The sequence below is a fragment of the Actinosynnema sp. NPDC004786 genome (assembly GCF_053601135.1).
In genome coordinates, this window is the sequence record NZ_JBSGBG010000009.1 from 93,937 (window position 1) to 112,705 (window position 18,769).

19 protein-coding genes are annotated in these 18,769 nt (G+C 73.5%); 14 read left to right on the plus strand and 5 right to left on the minus strand.

What is annotated here, in order from left to right; genetic code table 11:
- Nucleotides 1-23 precede the first annotated feature (23 nt).
- From ACWEFJ_RS10250 to ACWEFJ_RS10265, 4 genes are all read right to left on the minus strand, one after another.
- Nucleotides 24-881: an ABC transporter permease gene (locus ACWEFJ_RS10250; RefSeq protein WP_449713554.1), complete on the minus strand. Its 858-nt coding sequence runs from the start codon at nt 879-881 to the stop codon at nt 24-26.
- The gene (locus ACWEFJ_RS10255; RefSeq protein WP_378093637.1) at nt 878-1,699 is read right to left on the minus strand and encodes an ABC transporter ATP-binding protein; all 822 of its coding nucleotides are present in this window, start codon (nt 1,697-1,699) and stop codon (nt 878-880) included. Before ACWEFJ_RS10255 ends, ACWEFJ_RS10250 begins: the two co-directional genes overlap by 4 nt.
- Nucleotides 1,696-2,703 carry an ABC transporter substrate-binding protein gene (locus ACWEFJ_RS10260; RefSeq protein ID WP_449713555.1) on the minus strand — a complete coding sequence of 336 codons (1,008 nt, stop codon included), beginning with the start codon at nt 2,701-2,703 and terminating at the stop codon, nt 1,696-1,698. Before ACWEFJ_RS10260 ends, ACWEFJ_RS10255 begins: the two co-directional genes overlap by 4 nt.
- Nucleotides 2,704-2,777: 74 nt before the next feature.
- Complete coding sequence (locus ACWEFJ_RS10265; protein ID WP_449713556.1) at nt 2,778-2,951, minus strand: putative leader peptide; 174 nt, start codon at nt 2,949-2,951, stop codon at nt 2,778-2,780.
- A 162-nt stretch (nt 2,952-3,113) separates the two neighbouring features.
- On the opposite strand from ACWEFJ_RS10265, the gene ACWEFJ_RS10270 reads away from it, so the two are divergent.
- A complete protein-coding gene (locus tag ACWEFJ_RS10270) occupies nt 3,114-4,031 on the plus strand; it encodes a TauD/TfdA dioxygenase family protein (RefSeq protein WP_449713557.1) in 918 nt (305 codons plus the stop codon).
- 98 nt (nt 4,032-4,129) lie between these two features.
- Here the strand turns inward: ACWEFJ_RS10270 and ACWEFJ_RS10275 are convergent, their stop codons facing one another.
- Nucleotides 4,130-4,792 carry an SDR family NAD(P)-dependent oxidoreductase gene (locus ACWEFJ_RS10275; protein WP_378093631.1) on the minus strand — a complete coding sequence of 221 codons (663 nt, stop codon included), beginning with the start codon at nt 4,790-4,792 and terminating at the stop codon, nt 4,130-4,132.
- 83 nt (nt 4,793-4,875) lie between these two features.
- On the opposite strand from ACWEFJ_RS10275, the gene ACWEFJ_RS10280 reads away from it, so the two are divergent.
- The 13 genes from ACWEFJ_RS10280 to ACWEFJ_RS10340 all read left to right on the plus strand — a co-directional run bounded on the left by ACWEFJ_RS10280 (nt 4,876) and on the right by ACWEFJ_RS10340 (nt 18,759).
- Entirely contained in the window at nt 4,876-5,673 is a 798-nt protein-coding gene (locus ACWEFJ_RS10280; protein ID WP_378093629.1) for an IclR family transcriptional regulator, read from the plus strand.
- A 217-nt stretch (nt 5,674-5,890) separates the two neighbouring features.
- Complete coding sequence (locus ACWEFJ_RS10285; RefSeq protein WP_378093627.1) at nt 5,891-6,727, plus strand: ABC transporter permease; 837 nt, start codon at nt 5,891-5,893, stop codon at nt 6,725-6,727.
- A gap of 23 nt (nt 6,728-6,750) precedes the next feature.
- Complete coding sequence (locus ACWEFJ_RS10290; RefSeq protein ID WP_449713558.1) at nt 6,751-7,791, plus strand: ABC transporter substrate-binding protein; 1,041 nt, start codon at nt 6,751-6,753, stop codon at nt 7,789-7,791.
- Complete coding sequence (locus ACWEFJ_RS10295) at nt 7,788-9,245, plus strand: FAD-dependent oxidoreductase (protein ID WP_449713559.1); 1,458 nt, start codon at nt 7,788-7,790, stop codon at nt 9,243-9,245. Before ACWEFJ_RS10290 ends, ACWEFJ_RS10295 begins: the two co-directional genes overlap by 4 nt.
- Nucleotides 9,229-9,999 carry a hypothetical protein gene (locus ACWEFJ_RS10300; RefSeq protein WP_449713560.1) on the plus strand — a complete coding sequence of 257 codons (771 nt, stop codon included), beginning with the start codon at nt 9,229-9,231 and terminating at the stop codon, nt 9,997-9,999. The genes ACWEFJ_RS10295 and ACWEFJ_RS10300 overlap by 17 nt, the downstream gene beginning before the upstream one ends.
- A 40-nt stretch (nt 10,000-10,039) precedes the next feature.
- Entirely contained in the window at nt 10,040-10,840 is an 801-nt protein-coding gene (locus ACWEFJ_RS10305) for an ABC transporter ATP-binding protein (protein WP_449713561.1), read from the plus strand.
- Nucleotides 10,837-12,204 carry an MmgE/PrpD family protein gene (locus tag ACWEFJ_RS10310; protein ID WP_378093617.1) on the plus strand — a complete coding sequence of 456 codons (1,368 nt, stop codon included), beginning with the start codon at nt 10,837-10,839 and terminating at the stop codon, nt 12,202-12,204. The genes ACWEFJ_RS10305 and ACWEFJ_RS10310 overlap by 4 nt, the downstream gene beginning before the upstream one ends.
- Nucleotides 12,201-12,779 (plus strand): ureidoglycolate lyase, encoded by a 579-nt coding sequence (locus tag ACWEFJ_RS10315; protein ID WP_378093615.1) that lies wholly within the window; start codon nt 12,201-12,203, stop codon nt 12,777-12,779. Before ACWEFJ_RS10310 ends, ACWEFJ_RS10315 begins: the two co-directional genes overlap by 4 nt.
- Entirely contained in the window at nt 12,776-15,160 is a 2,385-nt protein-coding gene (locus ACWEFJ_RS10320) for a xanthine dehydrogenase family protein molybdopterin-binding subunit (protein ID WP_449713562.1), read from the plus strand. Before ACWEFJ_RS10315 ends, ACWEFJ_RS10320 begins: the two co-directional genes overlap by 4 nt.
- Nucleotides 15,157-15,957 carry an FAD binding domain-containing protein gene (locus ACWEFJ_RS10325; protein ID WP_449713563.1) on the plus strand — a complete coding sequence of 267 codons (801 nt, stop codon included), beginning with the start codon at nt 15,157-15,159 and terminating at the stop codon, nt 15,955-15,957. Before ACWEFJ_RS10320 ends, ACWEFJ_RS10325 begins: the two co-directional genes overlap by 4 nt.
- Nucleotides 15,948-16,415 carry a (2Fe-2S)-binding protein gene (locus tag ACWEFJ_RS10330; protein ID WP_449713564.1) on the plus strand — a complete coding sequence of 156 codons (468 nt, stop codon included), beginning with the start codon at nt 15,948-15,950 and terminating at the stop codon, nt 16,413-16,415. Before ACWEFJ_RS10325 ends, ACWEFJ_RS10330 begins: the two co-directional genes overlap by 10 nt.
- Complete coding sequence (locus ACWEFJ_RS10335) at nt 16,412-16,834, plus strand: nuclear transport factor 2 family protein (RefSeq protein WP_449713565.1); 423 nt, start codon at nt 16,412-16,414, stop codon at nt 16,832-16,834. The genes ACWEFJ_RS10330 and ACWEFJ_RS10335 overlap by 4 nt, the downstream gene beginning before the upstream one ends.
- Nucleotides 16,831-18,759 (plus strand): oxidoreductase, encoded by a 1,929-nt coding sequence (locus ACWEFJ_RS10340; protein WP_449713566.1) that lies wholly within the window; start codon nt 16,831-16,833, stop codon nt 18,757-18,759. The genes ACWEFJ_RS10335 and ACWEFJ_RS10340 overlap by 4 nt, the downstream gene beginning before the upstream one ends.
- The last annotated feature ends 10 nt before the right edge of the window (nt 18,760-18,769 follow it).

The window sequence follows — 18,769 nt, forward strand, 5'->3', positions numbered from 1 at the left end:
GGTCTCCTTCCGTGCTCGGGGGATCAGGAACCGACCGGGACTCGCCAGGACGTGAACCGGCGCTCCAGGGCGACCAGCACCTGGTTGAACAGCACGCCGATGGCCGAGATCGTGACGATGCCCGCGTACATCCGGGGGATGGCGAAGTTGAACTGCGAGGCGTTGACCAGGTAGCCGAGCCCGGCCTTCGCGCCCACCATCTCCGCGGCCACCAGCACCAGGATCGACACCGCGCCCGCCAGCCGGATGCCGGTGAACACCGTCGGCACGGCGGCGGGCAGGATCACCTTCTGGAACAGCCGGAACCCGGAGAGGTCCACCGACCGCGCCAGCCGCAGCAGGGTCGGGTCGACGCCGCGCACCGCGCTGATCGTGTTGAGCAGGATGGGCCAGGTGCAGGCGTAGAACACGATGGCGACCTTCGACGTCTCGCCGATGCCGAGCAGCAGCACGAACACCGGCAGCAGGGCCAGCGCCGCGGTGTTGCGGAACACCTCCAGCAGCGGCCCGAGCAGCGTCGCCACCGGCTTGTACCAGCCGATCAGCAGGCCCAGCGGCACGGCCGCCGCCACCGCGAGGCCGAACCCGGACAGCGACCGGGCCAGGCTCGCCCCGGTGTGGTCCAGCAGCCGGCCGTCGCCCGCCAGCCGCCACCACTCGTCGAGCACGGTGGAGAACGGCGGCAGGAACGTCGCGTCGACCAGGCCCAGCCGGGGCGCGGTCTCCCACACCGCCAGCAGCAGCGCGATCGCCGCCACCTTGCCGGTGGCCGTCACCAGGGCGTCGGCGACCCGGCGCGCGACCGACGGCCGCCGCACCCGGTCCCGGCCGGCGGGCCGCTCCTCGTCCACGGCCGGTCGTGACTCCAGCAGCGCGGTCATGCCGACGCCACCTCCTTCTCCTGTTGCTGGGCGCGGGAGACCTCGTCGTGCAGCAGCTCCCAGATCCGGTGCCGGCACCGCGCGAACGCGGCGCCGGACCGCGGGTCGGCCTGGTCGGCGCGGTCGCCCAGGTCGATCGGGACGACCTCCTTGACCCGGCCCGGCCGCGAGGTCAGCACCGCGACCCGTTGGCCCAGGTAGACCGCCTCGTCGATGGAGTGCGTGATGAACACGACCGTCTTGCCGGTGCGCCGCCAGATCCGCAGCAGCTCGTCCTGCAACGACTCGCGGGTCTGCGCGTCGAGGGCCGCGAACGGCTCGTCCATCAGCAGCACGGCCGGGTCGTAGGCCAGGCTGCGGGCGATCGCGACGCGCTGCCGCATCCCGCCCGAGAGCTGGTGCGGGTGCCGGTCCTCGAACCCGCTCAGGCCCACCAGGTCGAGGAAGTCGCGGGCCCGGCCGGCCCGCTCCCGGCGCGGCACGCCGGCCGCCTCCAGCCCGAACTCGACGTTGCCCTGCGCGGTGCGCCACGGCAGCAGCGCGTACTGCTGGAACACCACGCCGCGGTCCAGGCCGGGGCCGGTGATCGGGGCGCCGTCCAGCAGCACCTGGCCCTCGCTCGGCTCGGTCAGCCCGCCGAGCAGGTCGAGCAGCGTCGACTTGCCGCAGCCGCTCGGCCCGACCAGGACCAGGAACTCGCCGCGCTCCACCTCCAGGTCCACGCCCCGCACGGCGGTGAACTCGGCGCGCCGCCGGGACGCGCGGTCGCGCACCACGAACCGCTTGGTCACGTCGCGGAAGGCGATGTGCGCGCTCATGCCGCCAACCCGTTGAACTCGTTGGTGTAGAGGTCGCCGAGCTTCACCTGGTCCCTGGTGATCTCGCCGCGCTCGGCGAGCCAGTCGACCCACAGCGCCAGCTCCTTGTCCACGATCCGGCCGCCCCTCTCGGCGACGCCGTTGGACTTCCAGTACCGCAACGCGGTCGGGTCCTCGTTGCGCCCGCGCCTGGTGAGGATCTCGACCTTGCGCGCCACGACCTCCTCGCGCGGCGTCGTGCGGCTCCACTCGATGGCCTGGGCCACGCCGCTGACGAAGGACCGCACGGTGGTCGGGTTGTCCCGCAGGAACTCCTCGGTGAACACGTACGTGCCCGCGGTGAACGCGCCCAGCAGGTCGAAGTCCGAGAACAGCTTGCGCAGGCCGCCCTTCTCCAACGCCTTGTCGCGCAGGATGCCGCCCAGCACGCCGACCTCGATCTGACCCTGCCGCAGGGACTGCTCGATGTTGACCGGCGGCACCGCGATCGGCTCCACCTTCCCGATCTCGTCGGGGGACAGGCCGTTGCGCTTGAGGTAGATGCCGAGCATCGCCTCGTGGTGCGCGCCCAGGGTGTTCATGCCGACCTTCTTGCCGAGGAGGTCGCGCGCCGAGGAGATCGGGCTGTCCTGGAGCACGTAGAAGCCGCTGAAGGCCGCCTCGTCGGAGCCGTAGTAGCCGATCACCGACTTGATCGGGGCGCCGGCGGCCTTGAGCTTGACCACCGCGCCGTTGAACGCGCCGCCGAAGTCGACCTGGCCGGTGGCGGCGGACTGGATGTCCTGCGGGCCGCTGGTCGTGTTGCCGACCCACTCCAGCTCCACGTCGCCCAGGAAGCCGAGGTCGGCGGCCAGCTCGGGCAGGGTCACGTCACCCGCCCAGCCCTGGTAGCGCAGCGTCCTGGTCTCGGCGCCGCCACCGGCGCCCGCGGTGGAGCAGCCGACCGTGGCCGCCGTCAGGCCGAGGAGGGTGAGGCCGAGGAAGTTCCGTCGCGTGCTGATCACGGCGAATCCTTTGCTGGGGAAATGCGGGCAGGCCGGAATACCGGGCGCGAATAGCCCGGACAAGGGGGGACTGGTCAACGACCGGCGCGACAGAGCGCGCCGGCTTGCCGTCGGAGATCGACGTGCCGGCGCGAGGTGAGGTTGACGGCTTGGCTCACGTCTCGAAGCCTCACACCCAGGTCAGGAGGGGTCAACGGGCTCGGTCGCCGTCCCACATCATGGAGCCGGCGGTGCGCGGAGCTGGACACCGGCCACTTTTTTGCGCTGCGCAACGAAGTGCCGGGAACGGTGCGGGTGTCAACCGCGTCCGCGTGCTGGGACGACTTAATTCACCGCCGTGCAATGTTGTGCCCGTCGCGCGCGGCCGGCCATCGTGGAATGCGAACCCATTCCCACGAGAGGACACGGCGATGACCGCACAGCTTTCCGACACGATCACCGTCCACCGGCTCGGCGCGGGCATCGGCGCGCGGGTCGACGGCGTCCGGCTGGGCGGCGACCTGTCCGAGGGGGTCGTCGCGACCGTCCGGGAGGCGTTGCTGGCCAACAAGGTCGTGTTCTTCCGCGGCCAGCACCACCTGGACGACGCGGGCCAGCTCGCGTTCGCCCGGCTGCTCGGCGAGCCGACGCTCGCGCACCCGACGGTCAAGGGCCGGGAGCACGCCAACGTGCTGCCGATCGACTCCGACTACGGCAAGGCCAACAGCTGGCACACCGACGTCACGTTCGTGGACCGGGTGCCCGCGATCAGCATCCTGCGCGCGGTCGAGCTGCCGCCGTACGGCGGCAACACGGTGTGGGCCAACACCGCGCGCGCCTACGAGGAGCTGTCGCCCGCGTTGAAGGCGTTGGCGGACCGGCTGTGGGCGGTGCACAGCAACGTCTACGACTACGCCGGGCACGTGGACTCGACCCGGATCGGCGGGGTGGACGTGAAGGAGGAGTCGTACCGCGACGAGTTCCGGTCGCAGCGGTACGAGACCGAGCACCCCGTGGTGCGCGTGCACCCGGAGACCGGCGAGCGGGCGTTGCTGCTCGGCCATTTCGTGAAGCGGATCGTGGGGCTGACGAGCGCCGAGTCGCAGACGGTCTACCGCCTGCTCCAGGACCGGGTGACCCGGTTGGAGAACACGGTGCGCTGGCAGTGGGCCGACGGCGACGTGGCGATCTGGGACAACCGCGCCACCCAGCACTACGGCGTGGCCGACTACGACGACGCCCGCCGCCGCCTGCACCGGATCACCATCGCGGGCGACGTCCCGGTGAGCGTGGACGGCGTCACGAGCACCACCGCGGTGGGCGACGCGGCGCACTTCTCGTCCCTCTGACCTTCACGACGGCCGGGACGTGCCGAGGGGAGTCCCGGTGGACCGGTTGCCGAGGTCCGCCGCGGCTCCTCCGGCCGGGCACGTTCCACAGTGGACCGTCAGCCGATCCACATGCCCCCGTTGACGTCGATGGTGGTGCCGGTGATCGAGGCGGCGGCGGGGGAGCACAGCCACGCGACGGTGCCCGCGATCTCGTCCGGCGCGGTCACGTGGTCCAGCGGGATCGAGGCGCGCAACTCCGACAGCTCCGCGGCGGTCAGGCGGGCCAGCATCGGGGTGGCGACCGGGCCCGGGGCGAGGCAGTTGACGCGGATCCGGCGGCCGGCCTGGTCCTTCGCCAGGTGCTTGGTCAGGCCGATGATCCCGGCCTTGGCCACCGCGTAGGCGGGACCGGAGAGCCGGTTGCCGCCGTGCCGGCCGTTGACGGAGCTGAACAGCACGACCGAGCCGCCGCGCGTCATCAGGGGGAGCGCGGCGCGCAGGACGACCACGGCGCTGGTCAGGTTGTCGTCGATGACGCGGCGCCACTGGTCGAGGTCGAGGTCCTCGATGCCGCCGCGGCCGACCGAGCCCGCCGCGTGGACCACGGCGTCGAGGTGGCCGACGCCGTCCAGCGCGGTGGCGACGGACTCCGGGTCGGCCGCGTCGTGGCCGTGCGCCCGGTCGAGGACGACGACGGTGTGGCCGGCCGCGCGGAAGTGGTCGGCGCACGCCGCGCCGATGCCGCCTGCGCCGCCTACGACGAGCACGGTCTGGTGCATGGCGACTTTCTTAGCATTGGGAACGATCGGGCGCGGCATGACGTGCGCCACGCCCGCGGACGGCCTTGTTTATACTCCGCGGCATGACCACGCGCGGGGTGGCGGCGCGCAACGGCGCCGGCGAGGACGGCGAGACCAGTTCAGGTCTCACCCGTGCGTTGCAGATCCTCTTCGCCGTGGCCGAGTCCACCGAACCCGACGTCGGGGTGTCCGAGCTGGCCCGGATGCTGGGGCTGAGCAAGACCGTGGTGCACCGCGCCGTGCGCACGCTGGTCGCCACCGGGCTGTGCGTGGTGGACGAGCGCACCCGGCGCTACCGGCTCGGTCCGGGCGCGGTCAGCCTCGGCTTCGCCGCGCTCAACCGCCTCGAGGTGCCGAAGGTGGCGCAGCCGCACATGGAACGGCTCGTCGCCCGCACCGGCGAGACGGCCACCGTCTCGGCGCGCTACAACGACCAGCGGATGTACCTGGCGCAGGTGTTGTCCCCGCAGGAGATCCGCATGGCGGTGCAGCTCGGCAAGCTGTTCCCGCTGCACGTCGGCGGCTCGTCCAAGGCGATCCTCGCCGCGCTCGGCCCGGCCGAGATCGAGGGCTACCTGGAGCGGCGCGTCAACTCCGGGGTGGCGGTCACGAGCCCCGAGGAGCTGCTGGCCGAGCTGACCCGCATCCGCGCGCGCGGGTACGCCGTCAGCCGGGGCGAGCGGCAGGTCGACGCCGGCTCCGTCGCCGCGCCCGTGTTCGACGCGAGCGGTCGCGTCTACGGCAGCATCTCGGTCTGCGGCCCGATCTCGCGCTTCGGCGACGACAAGACCGCCGAGTACGGCGAGCTGGTCGTGGAGGCCGCCGCCGCCGTGTCGGCGGGCCTCGGCTACCGCGCCTGACACCTCTCCCACCAGCACGTTCCGCGCAGCGGAACGTGTCGCTCACTGTGCGCGCCCACCCCGGTGCGCACCGTCCACCTGGGCGAATCGGCCCGGCGAATGACGCAATGAATCCTTGACCCTGCAATCGACCTCTGCTTACAGTGCCGCAATCCGGTACGCCGTTCCGCACAGCGTTACAACGCGGGATGTTCGTCGGCTTCCAGGAGGTCGCCGCATGGCAAGCGAAGTTCAGGCACCACCCCCTCCCGGCCGCAGCGCCGCGCGCGAGGAGACCGGTCCCCGATGGCTGTTGTGGGTCACGACGCCGTTGATCCTGGCCGCCCTCATCGGGGCGTGGAAGCTCTACACGGTCCTCTTCGACGTCGGTGAGCTGATCATGCCGCCGCCGGAGGACGTGTGGTTCGCGCTGATCGACCTGCTCGGCCAGCGGATGATCTACGAGGCCACCTACGTCACCCTCTACGAGACCGTGGTGGGCTTCGGGATCGCCGTCGTCGTCGGCGTGGCGATGGGCATCGTGCTGGGCAAGATGCGCTCGGTCGAGCGCGTGCTGTCGCCCTTCCTGGTGGCCACCCAGGTGGTGCCCAAGGTCGCGATCGTCCCGTTGCTGCTGCTGTGGTTCGGCTTCGGGCTGACCTCGAAGATCTTCATGGCGGCCATCATCAGCTTCTTCGTGATGACGCAGAACACGATCCTGGGCATCCGCTCCATCGAGCCCGGCCACCGCGACCTGATGCGGGTCATCCAGGCGCCGTGGTGGAAGCGCGTCATCTCGCTGGACATCCCGTCCTCGCTGCCCGCGGTGCTGACCGGCATCGAGCTGGGCATCGTCTTCGCCATCACCGGAGCCATCGTCGGGGAGTACCTGGGCGGCGACGAGGGGCTCGGCGCGCTCGCCACGATCATGCTCGCCGGCCTGCGCACCGACCAGCTGTTCGCCGTCGTGATCATCATGACGGTCCTGGGGTTCCTGCTCTACGCCGTCGTCGCCGGCATCCGCCGATTCGCCATCCCGTGGCACGAATCGTCGGGGCGCGCTTCCACCCTCTGAGTCGGACTCGCAAGGAGAACACCATGGACCGTCGATCCTTCCTGCGCACCGGCGCGTTCGCCGTGACCGCCGCGGCGGGCGGCACCTTCCTCATCGGCTGCGCACCGTCCACCGGGAACAGTGGGGCCGCCACCGTCGACCAGTCGCTGCCGGAGGCCGTGTTCGTCACGCCCTTCCAGCACCTCATCAACTACGCCGACGTCTACGTCGCGATCCAGGAGGGCTTCTTCGCCGCCGAGGGCCTGCGGGTCACCCCGGTCGGCGGCACCGGCACCGCCAGCTCGATCTCCCAGGTGGCCGCGGGCCAGGGCCTGCTCGGCAAGGCGGCGTCCGTCATCACCTGCCCCCTCATCGCCGACAGCGGCACGCCGATCATCACCGTCGCGCACGGCGACCACCGCAGCCAGTACAGCCTCGCCTCCGACCCGGCCAAGCCGCTCAAGCACCCCAGCGAGTGGCAGGGCAAGACCATCGGCGTCATCTCCAAGGGCGGCACCACCGAGCTGCTGCTCGACGCGATGGCCGTCGCCGAGGGCCTGGACCCGAACAAGGTCCGCAAGGTCGTGACCGGCGCGGACGTCGGGTCGCTGGAGTTCCTGCGCCGCGGCGAGGTGGACGGCTTCATCACCTTCATCGGCTCGGAGGCATCGTTCAAGCAGCGCAAGATCGACCTGCACTACCTCAACACCGACGAGTTCGCGAAGATGCCCGGCGACTCGTACTTCGTCAAGACCGCCGACCTGGACCGGCAGGCCGACGCGATCACCGGGTTCCTGCGCGCCTCGCGCAAGGGCTACCAGTTCCTGGAGGACGGGTCGAACCTGGACAAGGTCCTGTCCGCCGTCGGCGCGTTCAACCCGGTCGAGGTCAGCGACCGCGACCTGGCCAAGCTCAAGACCGAGGCGCAGCCCGAGGTCTGCAAGCCCGGCAACGGCCAGTACCTGTCGGTGGACCTGCCCGCGTGGGAGTCCGCCCTGGAGCTGATGCGCCGCTCGGGCATCGTCAAGGACCGGTCCAAGCCGGTGACCGACTTCGTCACGACCCGCTTCGTGGACGCCCTGTGACCGGGACCGTCACGACCGACCTGCTCGTCGTCGGCGCGGGCACGGCGGGGTTGCCCGCCGCCATCGAGGCGGCGAGGGCCGGCCTGCGGGTCACCGTGGTGGAACAGGCCGACCGGGCGGGCGGCACGCTGTGGCGGTCGTGGGCGCAGATGTCCGCCGGCGGCACGGCGTTGCAGCGCTCCAAGGGCATCAGGGACAGCCCCGAGCTGCACTACGACGACGTCATGCGGATCAGCAAGAACACCGCCGACCCCGGGCTCGTGCGCCTGGCCGTCGAGCGCGCGCCCGAGACCGTCGACTGGCTGATGTCCGCGGGGTTCGACATGGACCCCGACGCGCCGGCGATCCTGTACTTCCACGAGCCGTACTCGCTGCCCCGCACCTACTGGGGCCGCAACGGCGGGCGGTCCGTGCTGGAGGTCCTGCTCCCGCGCTTCGAGCGCTGGTGCGCTGCCGGGTCCGTCGAATTCCTGAGCAGCCACACCATGACGGCCCTGCACCCGGACGGTCCGGGTCGGGTGCAGGGCGCGTCGGTGACCGGGCCGGACGGCTCGGTCACCGACATCGAGGCCGCGACGGTGGTGCTCACCTCCGGCGGCTACGCGGGCAACGCCGAGCTGTTCCCCCGGCTGACCGGGGGCGCGCCGCTGGTCGGCCCCGGCGCGCCCACCTCCACCGGCAGCGGCCTGCGGGCGGCCGTGGACCTGGGCGCGCGGGTGCGCGGCGGCGACCTGTTCCTGCCGACCTACGGCGGGGTCCTGCTGCGCGACAGCACGGCCAAGACCGTGCCGCTGGACGACTTCCCGGTGCTGACGCCGCAGTCCCGCGCGCCGTGGGAGATCCACGTCAACGCCCGCGGCGAGCGGTTCGTCGCCGAGGACGACGCGAGCGTGGACGTGCGGGAGAACGCCCTGCTCGACCAGCCGGACCTGCGGTTCTGGGTGGTCTACGACGAGGCGATCCGGCGCGCCGCGCCCGCGCTGCTGCCGACCTGGCCGGACAGCGAGCTGGCCGCCGCGTTCTCCGACCACCCGTCGTTCGCCACCGCGGCGACCCTCGCCGGGCTGGCCGAGGCGGCCGGGATCGACCCGGACGGGCTCGCGGCCACCGTCTCCGAGTACAACGCGGCGCTGGCGTCCGGCGCGCGGGACCGCTTCGGCCGGGAGCACCGGCCGCTGCCCGTCGCCGAGCCGCCGTTCTACGCGGTGCTCAACCACGGCACGACGTTGAAGAGCCCGGCGGGCCTGGCCGTGGACGGGAGGTTGAGGGTGCTCGGCGTCGAGGGGCCGTTCGAGAACCTCTACGCGGCGGGCGAGGTGCTGGGCGGCAGCGCGTTGTCCGGCAAGTCCTTCGTGAGCGGGATGAGCGTCACCCCCGCCCTGTCCTTCGGTCGGATGCTCGGCGCGCCGGCCGCCGAATCACCCGGAAAGGCGTCCTATGTGGAACAGGTCTGACGTCGACTTCGTCAGCAGCGCCGAGCTGCCGTGGCACCCGGTGCCGGAGGGCGACTTCGGCGCCCCGGCGGGCGGGCGCAAGCGCTTGCTCAGCGCCGACCCGGACGACGGCGCGGAGACGTTCCTGCTCCGGCTGAACGCCCCGCACCGCGGTGTGCTGCCCGCCGAGGCCGACGTCTACGTCGTCTCCGGGGCGGGCTCGCTCGACGGGGAGCCGTTGGGGGTCAACGACTACGTGCACGTCCCGGCGGGCGCGGCGATCGACCTCGTGCCCTCGGTGCGCGGGTTGACGCTCTACTGCGGGTTCTGGGGACCGCCCCGGTTCCTCGCCGGCGAGGGAGGCGGGACCTCCGCGCGCGTCACGCACACCGAACGGCTCAAGTGGACGCCCGCGACGTGGAGCGGTGACACGCCGCTCGACCCGGGCGCGATGACCAAGGTGCTGCGGTCGGACGACGCCGCCTACATCTACCTGGCGGCGATGATGCCGGGCTGGCGCTCGGCCGACGAAGAGGCGCACCCCGTCTACGAGGAGTCGTTCAAGATCTACGGCGACGTCCTCATGGGAGCGCGTGGCGTGATGCGCGAGGGGGCGTACTTCTTCCGCTCCCCGGACGTCTTCCACGGCCCGCTCTACAGCCGCGGCGGCACGATGTCGTTCATCCGTTCCGACGCCGCGCCCACGACCGAGTACCGCACCCCGCCGCCCGGCGGCGCGTGGGACGAGCTGGCGGCGGTGGCGTATGCCGACTGAGCGCACGACGGCGGCGACGCCCACCGAGGAGGAGATGACCATGAGTACCGGCAGCGGCGCGTCGATCTCGGTGCGCGGGGTCGGCAAGACCTATCAGGCGGGCGCCGGTCCGGTCCGGGCGCTCCTGCCCACCGACCTGGAGGTCGCCCCGGGCGAGTTCGTGGTGCTGCTCGGCCCGTCCGGGTGCGGCAAGACCACGCTGCTGCGGATGCTGGCCGGCCTCATCACGCCCACCGAGGGCGTGATCGAGATCGGCGGCAAGCCGCTGTTCTCCGGGCGGTCCACCGAACCGTCGCGGGACGCGCTGGGCTCGCTCGGGTTCGTCTTCCAGGCGCCGAACCTCATGCCGTGGCGCAAGGTGTGGCGCAACATCGCGCTGCCGCTGGAGGGCAAGGGCGTGTCGAAGGCCGAGCGCCGGGCGCGCGTGGAGGAGCTGGCCGCCTCCGTGGGGCTGAGCGATTTCCTCGACCACTACCCGAAGGCGCTCTCCGGCGGCATGCAGCAGCGGGTGGCGATCGCCCGCGCGCTGATCCACCACCCGTCCATCCTGCTGATGGACGAGCCGTTCGGCGCGCTCGACGCGATGACCCGCGACTCCATGAACCTCCTGCTGCAGAAGGTCTGGATGGACATGGGCAAGACGGTGGTGCTGGTGACGCACTCCATCAGCGAGGCGGTCTTCCTCGCCGACCGCGTGGTGCTGCTGTCCCAGCGGCCCGGCCGCATCCAGGACGTCGTGGACGTGGACTTCGCGCGGCCCCGTGACCTGACCGTCGCCGACGACCCGCACTTCGGCGAGCTGGTCGGCCGGCTGCGCAAGCAGTTGGGCGGCCACCGGTGACCACCCGCGCGCTGGCCGGCTTCGCCGCCGGACTGGCCCGCGACCACCTGCCCGGGGAGGTCGCGGCCAAGGCGGGCGCGCTGGTCCTGGACTTCCTCGGGGCGGCGACCGGCGGGGCCGGCGTGCCCGAGGTCGCCGCGCTGACCAGGCTCGTGCTGGCCCGGGGCGGCGTGCCGGAGGCCAGGGTGGTGGGCACCGGGGCCGCCGCGCCGCTGCCGGACGTCGCGTTCTGCGCGGGCGCGGCGGCGGACGTGCTGGAGCACCAGGACGGCTACCGCTTCGGCGGGTTCCACCCGTCGCACGCCATCCCGGCGGTGCTGGCCGTCGCCGAGCACGTCGACGCGGACCTGCCCGAGCTGCTGACCTCGGTCGTGGTGGCGTACGAGGTGGCCAACCGCATCGCCCGCGCCGCCCACCCCGCCGCCACCAGGGCCGGGTGGTTCCCCACGGCGGCGTCGTTCGGCGCGGCGGCCGCGTGCGCGCGGCTGCTCGGGCTGGACGAGGACGGGGTCGCCGACGCGATCGGCGCGGCGGCGTTCTTCGCGCCGGGCGTCCTCATCGAGTCGATCTTCGCCGCGCCGGGGACCAAACCGGCGTTCGCCGGGCAGATCGCCCGCGCCGGGGTGGAGGCCGCCCTGGCGGCGCAGGCCGGCCTGTCGGGCTGGCGCGAGGTCGTCGAGCACCCGCGCGGGCTCGTCGCGGTGCTCGGCGGCGACGGCGCGGCGTCGGTCGCCGACGGGCTGGGCGAGGAGTGGACCGTCCTGGACGTGCACCAGAAGTGGTTCGCCGGGTGCCGGCACACCCACGGCGCCGCGCAGGCGACCGCCGAGCTGGCCGAGGAGCACGGGCTGACCCCGGACCGGATCACCGCGGTGGACGTCGAGACCTACGACATCGCGCTGCTGCTGGTGGACCGCCCGGTCACGGCCGACCCCGGCACGGTCACCTGCACGCTGAGTTTGCCGTTCGCGGTCGGCGCCGCGCTGGCCGACCGGCACGTCGGCGGCGCGCAGTACGCCGCCGACCGGCGCGGCGACCCGGCGGTGCTGCGGGTCGCGGACCTGGTGCGGCTGCGCCGCGCCGACGACCTGGAGGCCCGCTACCCGGAGCACACCGCCACCAGGGTCACGCTGACCGAGGCCGACGGCACGACCCACACCCGCACCGTGGACGTCCCCGTCGGCGACAGCCGGGCCCCGCTGGGCCGCGACCGGCTGCTCGCCAAGTTCGCCGGCTACACCGAACCGGTGTTCGGCCGCGCCGCCGCCGGCCGCGTCGCGGGAGCCCTGCTGGACGGCGACCCGATGACCGCCCGCGACCTCGTCGACCTGCTGACCAGCCCGCCCGAGAAGGAGCAACCATGACCGACATCGTGGACGCGGACGTGCACGTCATCGTGCCGGAGCCGGTGACGGCCGAGGCGTTCGCCCCCTTCGGCGAGGTCGTCTCGCTGCGCACCACCCCGAAGCTGCCGATCGACCTCTACCACGGCGCCAACGCCATCCACGGCCCCATGCGGCTCGAAGTGGACGAGGCCCCGGAGTTCATCCTGTTCCGGGTCGGGCTGCGCGGCGGCGGGATCCGCTACCTGGAGCGCCACCACGGCATCACGCAGACGTTCATCCCGCTCGGCGGCGACGCGTTCGTCTCGGTGGTCGCGCCGCCGGACGCGCCGCTGGTGGACGGCTTCCCCGACTTCGCCTCGATCCGCGCGTTCCTGGTGCCCGGCGACACGGTGCTCAACATCCGCCGCGGCACCTGGCACGAGCCGCCGTTCCCGACCCGCGACGGCCAGCTGTTCTTCATCTCCAGCACGCCCGGCGTGACCGGCGGCCTGCAGTCCGCGGTGGACGCCAACGGCGAGGTGCACGAGCTGGACGTGGACAAGCGCAACCCCGTGCACCGCACCGGGAAGCGGCTGCGGGTGGAGCTGCCGTGACCACCGCGCCCCCGGCCGCCGCGGGCATCGGCGGATCGCCGCGCAAGCGCGACGGCGCCGCCCTGCTCACCGGGCGCGGCAAGTTCGTCGACGACCACCGGCCGCCCGGCCTGCTGCACGCGCACGTGCTGCGCAGCACCGTGGCGCACGCCCGGATCGCCGCCGTCGACACCTCCGCCGCCGAACGCGCGCCGGGGGTGCGCCTGGTGCTCACCGGGCGGCAGGCGGTCGAGCTGACCGGGCCGATCCCGTACTTCATCGACCCGGCCGCCCGCAACGGCAACCGTACCGACATCCACTGCCTCCAGGCGGACAAGGTCGTGTTCGCCGGGCAGCCCGTCGCGGCGGTGGTGGCCGAGACCCGCGAGCAGGCCGAGGACGCCGCCGCCCTCATCGCGGTCGACTACGAGGTGCTGCCGCACGTGCTCGACGCCGACGAGGCGATGCGACCGGACGCGCCGCGCCTCTACGACGACTGGCCGGGCAACGTCGTCGTCCACAACCGCTACGGCACCGGCGACACCGACGCGGCGCTGGCCGCCGCGGACGTGGTGGTGAGCGGCGAGCTGCGGATCGGCCGGTCCACCACCGCGCCGATGGAGCCGCGCGGCTACCTGGCCTCCTGGGACGCCGACGACGGGACGCTCACCGTGCACGCGTCCTGCCAGAACCCGCACCAGATGCGCTGGATGCTGTCCCGCACGCTGGGCCTGGAGGAGGACCGGATCCGCGTCGTCACCGCCAAGGTCGGCGGCAGCTTCGGGCTCAAGATGCAGGGCCACCCGGAGGAGACCCTGGTCGCGCTGCTGAGCAAGCTGGTCGGCGCGCCGGTCAAGTGGATCGAGGACCGCCGGGTGGCGCTGATGGCGGGCGCGCGCAACCAGGTGCACCGGTTCACCGCGGGCGCGACCGCCGACGGCCGCATCACCTGCCTGGTGGACCACATCGTCGCCGATGTCGGCGCGTTGACCGCGCAGGCGGGGTGGGCGATGCCGAACATGTCCGCGACCACGCTGCCGTCCGGCTACGCGGTCCGCGACGTCCGCGTCGAGCTGGACATCGTGTGCACGAACAAGCCGCCGGTCAACGCGGCCCGCGGGTTCGGCAAGGACGCGGCGCACTTCGTCATGGAGCGGGTGGTCGACCTCGTCGCCCGTGAGCTGGGGCTGGACCCGGTCGAGGTGCGGCGGCGCAACTTCGTCCCCGCCGACGCGTTCCCCTACCGCACGTCCACCGGGTTGAACATCGACAGCGGCGACTTCCACGGCCTGCTGGACAAGACGCTGGCCGCGCTGGACTACCCCGCCCTGCGGGCCCGGCAGGGGGCCGCCCGCGCCGAGGGCCGCCACCTCGGCGTCGGCTTCGCCTTCGAGCTGACCCCGGAGTCCTCCGACAGCCCCGGCACGTTCGTCTCCGGGTTCGACACCACCACCGTCCGGATGAGCATGACCGGCAAGGTGACGGTGCTGACCGGCGTGACCAACCCGGGCGGCGGCAACGACACCGGCATCGCCCAGGTCGTGGCCACCGAGCTGGGCGTGCCGATCGACTGGGTGGAGCTGGTGCAGGGCGACACCGACCGCTGCCCCAACGGCTTCGGGAACTTCAGCGGGCGCAGCATGGTCGTCGGCGGCGGTTCGGCGACGCTGGCCGCGCGGGACGTGCGGCGCAAGCTCGCCGACCTCGGCGCGCGGCTGCTGGACGTGCCGGGCGACCGGGTCGAGGTGGTCGACGGCGTGGTGCGGGCACTGGGCGCGCCCGAGCGGTGCGTGCCGGTGCCCGAGGTGGCCCGCACCCTGTTGACCAGGGCGTTCGCCGTGGGGCGCGACATCGAGCCGGTGCTGGAGTCCACCCGCGCCTACAAGCCCGGCAACATCGACCACGTCCCCGACGAGCACGGCCGCATCCAGCCCTACCCGACGTATTCGAGCTGCCTGCACGCCGCGGTGGTCGAGGTGGACACCGGCACCGGCAAGGTGTCGCTGCTGGACTACGTGATGGCGCACGACTGCGGCACGATGATCAACCCGGCGCTGGTCGAGGGCCAGGCGCGCGGCGCGGTCGTGATGGGCCTGGGCGCGGCGCTGTCCGAGCAGCTGGTGTTCGACGCGGACGGCCGGCTCGCCAGCGACCGGTTCAAGACCTACCTGCTGCCGCGCGCGGGCGACGTGCCGACCCTGCGCATGGTCCACCAGGTCACGCCCAGCCCGTTCACCATGCACGGCAACAAGGGCGCGGGCGAGGCGGGCGTGGGCGGCGCGCAGGCGGCGGTCGCCAACGCGGTCGAGGACGCGCTGGCGCCGCTGGGCGTCACGGTCACCTCGGTGCCGCTGACCCCGCCGGTCGTGCTCGGCCTGATCGACGCGGCGGTGGCCCGATGACCCCCGGGTACACCGCGCCGCGCGACGTCGGCGGGGTCGTCGCGGCCCTGGCCGACGGCGACGGGCTGGCGATCGGCGGCGGCACGATGCTCGTGCCGGACCTGACGCACGGCAAGGTCCGGCCGCGCGTGCTGGTCGACCTGTCCAGGGCCGGCCTGGCGGGCGTCACGGCCGCCGACGACGGCGTGGTGGTGGGCGCGATGACCACCTACGCCGACCTCGCCGCCGCCGACCTGCCGCTGCTGCCCCGGGTGGCGCGCGGCATCACCGGCGGCCCGCAGATCCGCCACCGCGGCACCGCCGGCGGGTCGGCGTGCTACGCCAACCCGGCCTCGGACGTGCCCGCCTGCCTGGTCGCGCTGAAGGCGCGGATGCGGCTGGCGAGCGCGCGGGGCGGGCGCGAGGTCGAGGCGGGGGAGTTCTTCACCGACGGGTTCCGGACCGCCCGCGAGCCCGACGAGGTGCTGACCGCGTTCACCGTGCCCCGCACGGACGCCGCGATCGGGTACCTGAAGTTCAAGCTCGCCGAGAGCAGTTGGCCGATCGTCACCGCGGCCGCCCTGGTCGGGCCGGCGGTCGTCCGGGTCGCCATCGGCGGTGCGGCGGCCACCCCGGTGGTGGTGGAGGTCGGGCGGGAGTCCTGGGCCGACGCGCACCGCGAGGCCGTGTGGGCCGCGCTGGACGCCGCGCGGCCGTGGTCCGACGTGCTGGCAGACGCCGCCTACCGGCGGCGCATCGCCCCCGTGATCGCGGATCGCGCGGTGGCGCACGCAGTGGAGGAGGAGCGGTGCGAGTGACGGTGAACGGCCGCGAGCACGAGTTCGACGCCGACGCGCGCACGCTGCTGGTGCACGCGATCCGGGAGCGGGTCGGGTTGACCGGCACCCACGTCGGCTGCCTGACCGGCGACTGCGGCGCCTGCACGGTCGTGCTGGACGGCCGCACGACCAAGTCCTGCTCGGTGCTCGCGCTCACCGCCGACGGCGGGGACGTGCGCACGGTGGAGTCGCTGGCCGACGGCGAGGAGCTGCACCCGGTGCAGGAGGCGTTCTGGGACGGGTTCGCCTTCCAGTGCGGCTTCTGCCTGCCCGGCATGCTGCTCACCGCCCGGGAGCTGATCGAGTCCAACCCGGACCCGACGGACGAGGAGATCCTCGCCGCCGTCAACGGGAACCTGTGCCGCTGCACGGGCTACAACACGATCGTCACCGCCGTCCGCGAGGCCGCGCGGCGTTGCGGGGGGTGTCCGCGATGAGGCCGTGGGAGGTGGTGGAGGAGTTCCTGGCCGCGTACGGCGCGGGGCGGCTCGACGACGCCGCCCGCCGGCTCCACCCGGACGTGCGCATGATCTTCCCCGGCGGGCGCGAGTACACCGACCTGGCCCGCCTGGCCGCGGTCTCGGCCACCCGCTACCGCTGCGTGGACAAGCACCGCGACCACTACGACAGCGTGGAGGGGCCGGACTCCGCCGTCGTCTACTCCACGGGCCGGCTGCACGGCGAGAACCGGCACGGCGTCGCGTTCGACCACGTCCGGTACGTGGACCGGTTCGTGGTGCGGGACGGGCTGATCGTCGAGCAGCGGGTGTGGAACGACCTGGCCGAGACCGGGGTGCTGGACGCGCGCACCGCGGCCGAGCTGGACGAGCGCTGGCGACCCGGCGGCGCCGCATGAGGCCGCTGGTGTTCTCCCCGGTCGAGCTGGGCGGCGTGGCGCTGCGCAACCGGGTGTTCGTCTCCGCGCACACCACCAACTTCGGCGTGGACTTCCTGCCGACCGACCGGCACGTCGCCTACCACGCCGAACGCGCGCGCGGCGGGGTCGGCCTGATCATCACCGAGCCGCTGCGGGTGCACGGCACGAGCCTCGGCCGGGCGGGCGGCCTGTCCGCCTCGCCGGCGGCGCTGCCCGGCCTCACCCGGGTCGTGGAGGCGGTGCGCGCCGAGGGCGCCGCGATCTTCACCCAGATCACCCACGCGGGCCGGCACAGCGAGAACGTGTTCCGCCGGTCGGCCGCGTGGGGCCCGTCGCCGCGCAAGTGGAACGTCGCGGGCGCGGTGCCGCACGCGATGACCCGCCGGGAGATGGCGGAGGTCCGCACCGCCTACGCCGACGCCGCGCGGCTCGCGGTGGCGGCGGGCTTCCAGGGCGTGGAGATCCACTTCGGGCACGGCCACCTGCTGCACCAGTTCCTCTCGCCGGCGTCCAACACGCGCACCGACCCCTACGGCGGCGACTTCGACGCCCGGCTGCGGTATCCGCTGGAGGTGCTGGACGCGGTGCTCGACGCGGTCGGCGGCGAGGTCGCGGTGGGCGTGCGGATGAGCGCGGACGAGCTGGTCGAGGGCGGGCAGACGCTCGCCGAGGGCGAGCGAGTCGCGGAACTGCTCGACACGACCCGCGACCTGGCGTTCCTCAACGTCTCCGTGGCGTCCTACACGGTGCCGTCCATCGGCCACCACGTCGCCGACATGAGCGAGGGGCACACCCCGTACCTGGCCCAGACCCTCGCCGTCGCCCGGCGGTGCGGGCGCACCCCGGTGCTGGCCGCGTGCCGGTTCGTGGACCTGGACGACGCCGAGCGCGGCCTGGCCGCCGGGCTCGCCGCGGTCGCCATGACCCGCGCGCACATCGCCGACCCGCACCTGCTGGCCAAGGCGGCGGCGGGGCGCGAGCGCGACATCCGCCCGTGCGTGTCGTGCAACTTCTGCATCGGCGAGATCGCGGGCCACCGGCCGATCACCTGCATGGTGAACCCGACGGTGGGCCGCGAGGCCGAGTGGCCCGTCGTGCCCGAGCCCGCCGAGCGGCCCGCCCGGATCGTGGTCGTCGGCGGCGGTCCGGCGGGCGCGGAGGCCGCCGCGGTCGCCGCCGAGCGCGGCCACGCCGTGACCGTGTGGGAGGCCGGCGGCGAACTCGGCGGCCAGGTGCGGGTCGGCCGGCGCGGCGCGGGCCGGGGCCACCTCGACCGCCTCCGCGCGCACCAGCACCGCCGGTTCGCCGCGCTCGGCGTGCCGGTCCGGCCGCACCGGGCCACCGCCGCCGACGTGCTGGCCGAGTCGCCGGACGCGGTGGTGGTCGCGACGGGCGCAGTGCGGCGGGCCCGCGTGGTGCCCGGCTGGGGCCGCGCGCTGACCCCGGAGCAGGCGCTGGCCGGCCGCGACTGGGTGGGCCGCGTGGTGCTCGTGCTGGACGACGAGGGCGCGTGGACCACGGCGTCGGTCGCCGAGACGGCCGCCCGCGCCGGGGCGCGGGTGCACGTGGTCACGGCCGCGGGCGCCGTGCTGTGGGGCGTGAGCGAGTACAGCCGGATGACGGCCGTCGAACGGCTGCGCTCGCTGGACGTGGGCCTCTGGGCCTCCGCCACCGCCGAACTCCGCGACGGCGTCGCGGTGGTGGCCAACGCGTTGACCGGCGCCGTCACCGAGATACCCGGGATCGCCGACGTGGTCGCCGTCGACCCGCCGGACGCGCTGGACGAGCTGTCCGACGCGCTCGCCGAGGCGAACGTGCCCGTGCACGTCGTCGGCGACGCGGTCGCGCCCCGATCCCTGCTGGAAGCCGTGGCCGAGGGGCATGCCGTCGGCCGGACGATCTGAGGAGGCCCGC

Excerpts from the sequence above, each read along its gene's own strand:
- ACWEFJ_RS10250 (WP_449713554.1), bottom strand. The coding sequence starts at position 881 with ATGACCGCGCTGCTGGAGTCACGACCGGCCGTGGACGAGGAGCGGCCC.
- ACWEFJ_RS10275 (WP_378093631.1), bottom strand. The coding sequence starts at position 4,792 with ATGCACCAGACCGTGCTCGTCGTAGGCGGCGCAGGCGGCATCGGCGCG.
- ACWEFJ_RS10285 (WP_378093627.1), top strand. The coding sequence starts at position 5,891 with ATGGCAAGCGAAGTTCAGGCACCACCCCCTCCCGGCCGCAGCGCCGCG.
- ACWEFJ_RS10290 (WP_449713558.1), top strand. The coding sequence starts at position 6,751 with ATGGACCGTCGATCCTTCCTGCGCACCGGCGCGTTCGCCGTGACCGCC.
- ACWEFJ_RS10325 (WP_449713563.1), top strand. The coding sequence starts at position 15,157 with ATGACCCCCGGGTACACCGCGCCGCGCGACGTCGGCGGGGTCGTCGCG.
- ACWEFJ_RS10305 (WP_449713561.1), top strand. The coding sequence starts at position 10,040 with ATGAGTACCGGCAGCGGCGCGTCGATCTCGGTGCGCGGGGTCGGCAAG.
- ACWEFJ_RS10300 (WP_449713560.1), top strand. The coding sequence starts at position 9,229 with ATGTGGAACAGGTCTGACGTCGACTTCGTCAGCAGCGCCGAGCTGCCG.
- ACWEFJ_RS10335 (WP_449713565.1), top strand. The coding sequence starts at position 16,412 with ATGAGGCCGTGGGAGGTGGTGGAGGAGTTCCTGGCCGCGTACGGCGCG.
- ACWEFJ_RS10280 (WP_378093629.1), top strand. The coding sequence starts at position 4,876 with ATGACCACGCGCGGGGTGGCGGCGCGCAACGGCGCCGGCGAGGACGGC.
- ACWEFJ_RS10255 (WP_378093637.1), bottom strand. The coding sequence starts at position 1,699 with ATGAGCGCGCACATCGCCTTCCGCGACGTGACCAAGCGGTTCGTGGTG.
- ACWEFJ_RS10340 (WP_449713566.1), top strand. The coding sequence starts at position 16,831 with ATGAGGCCGCTGGTGTTCTCCCCGGTCGAGCTGGGCGGCGTGGCGCTG.
- ACWEFJ_RS10315 (WP_378093615.1), top strand. The coding sequence starts at position 12,201 with ATGACCGACATCGTGGACGCGGACGTGCACGTCATCGTGCCGGAGCCG.
- ACWEFJ_RS10270 (WP_449713557.1), top strand. The coding sequence starts at position 3,114 with ATGACCGCACAGCTTTCCGACACGATCACCGTCCACCGGCTCGGCGCG.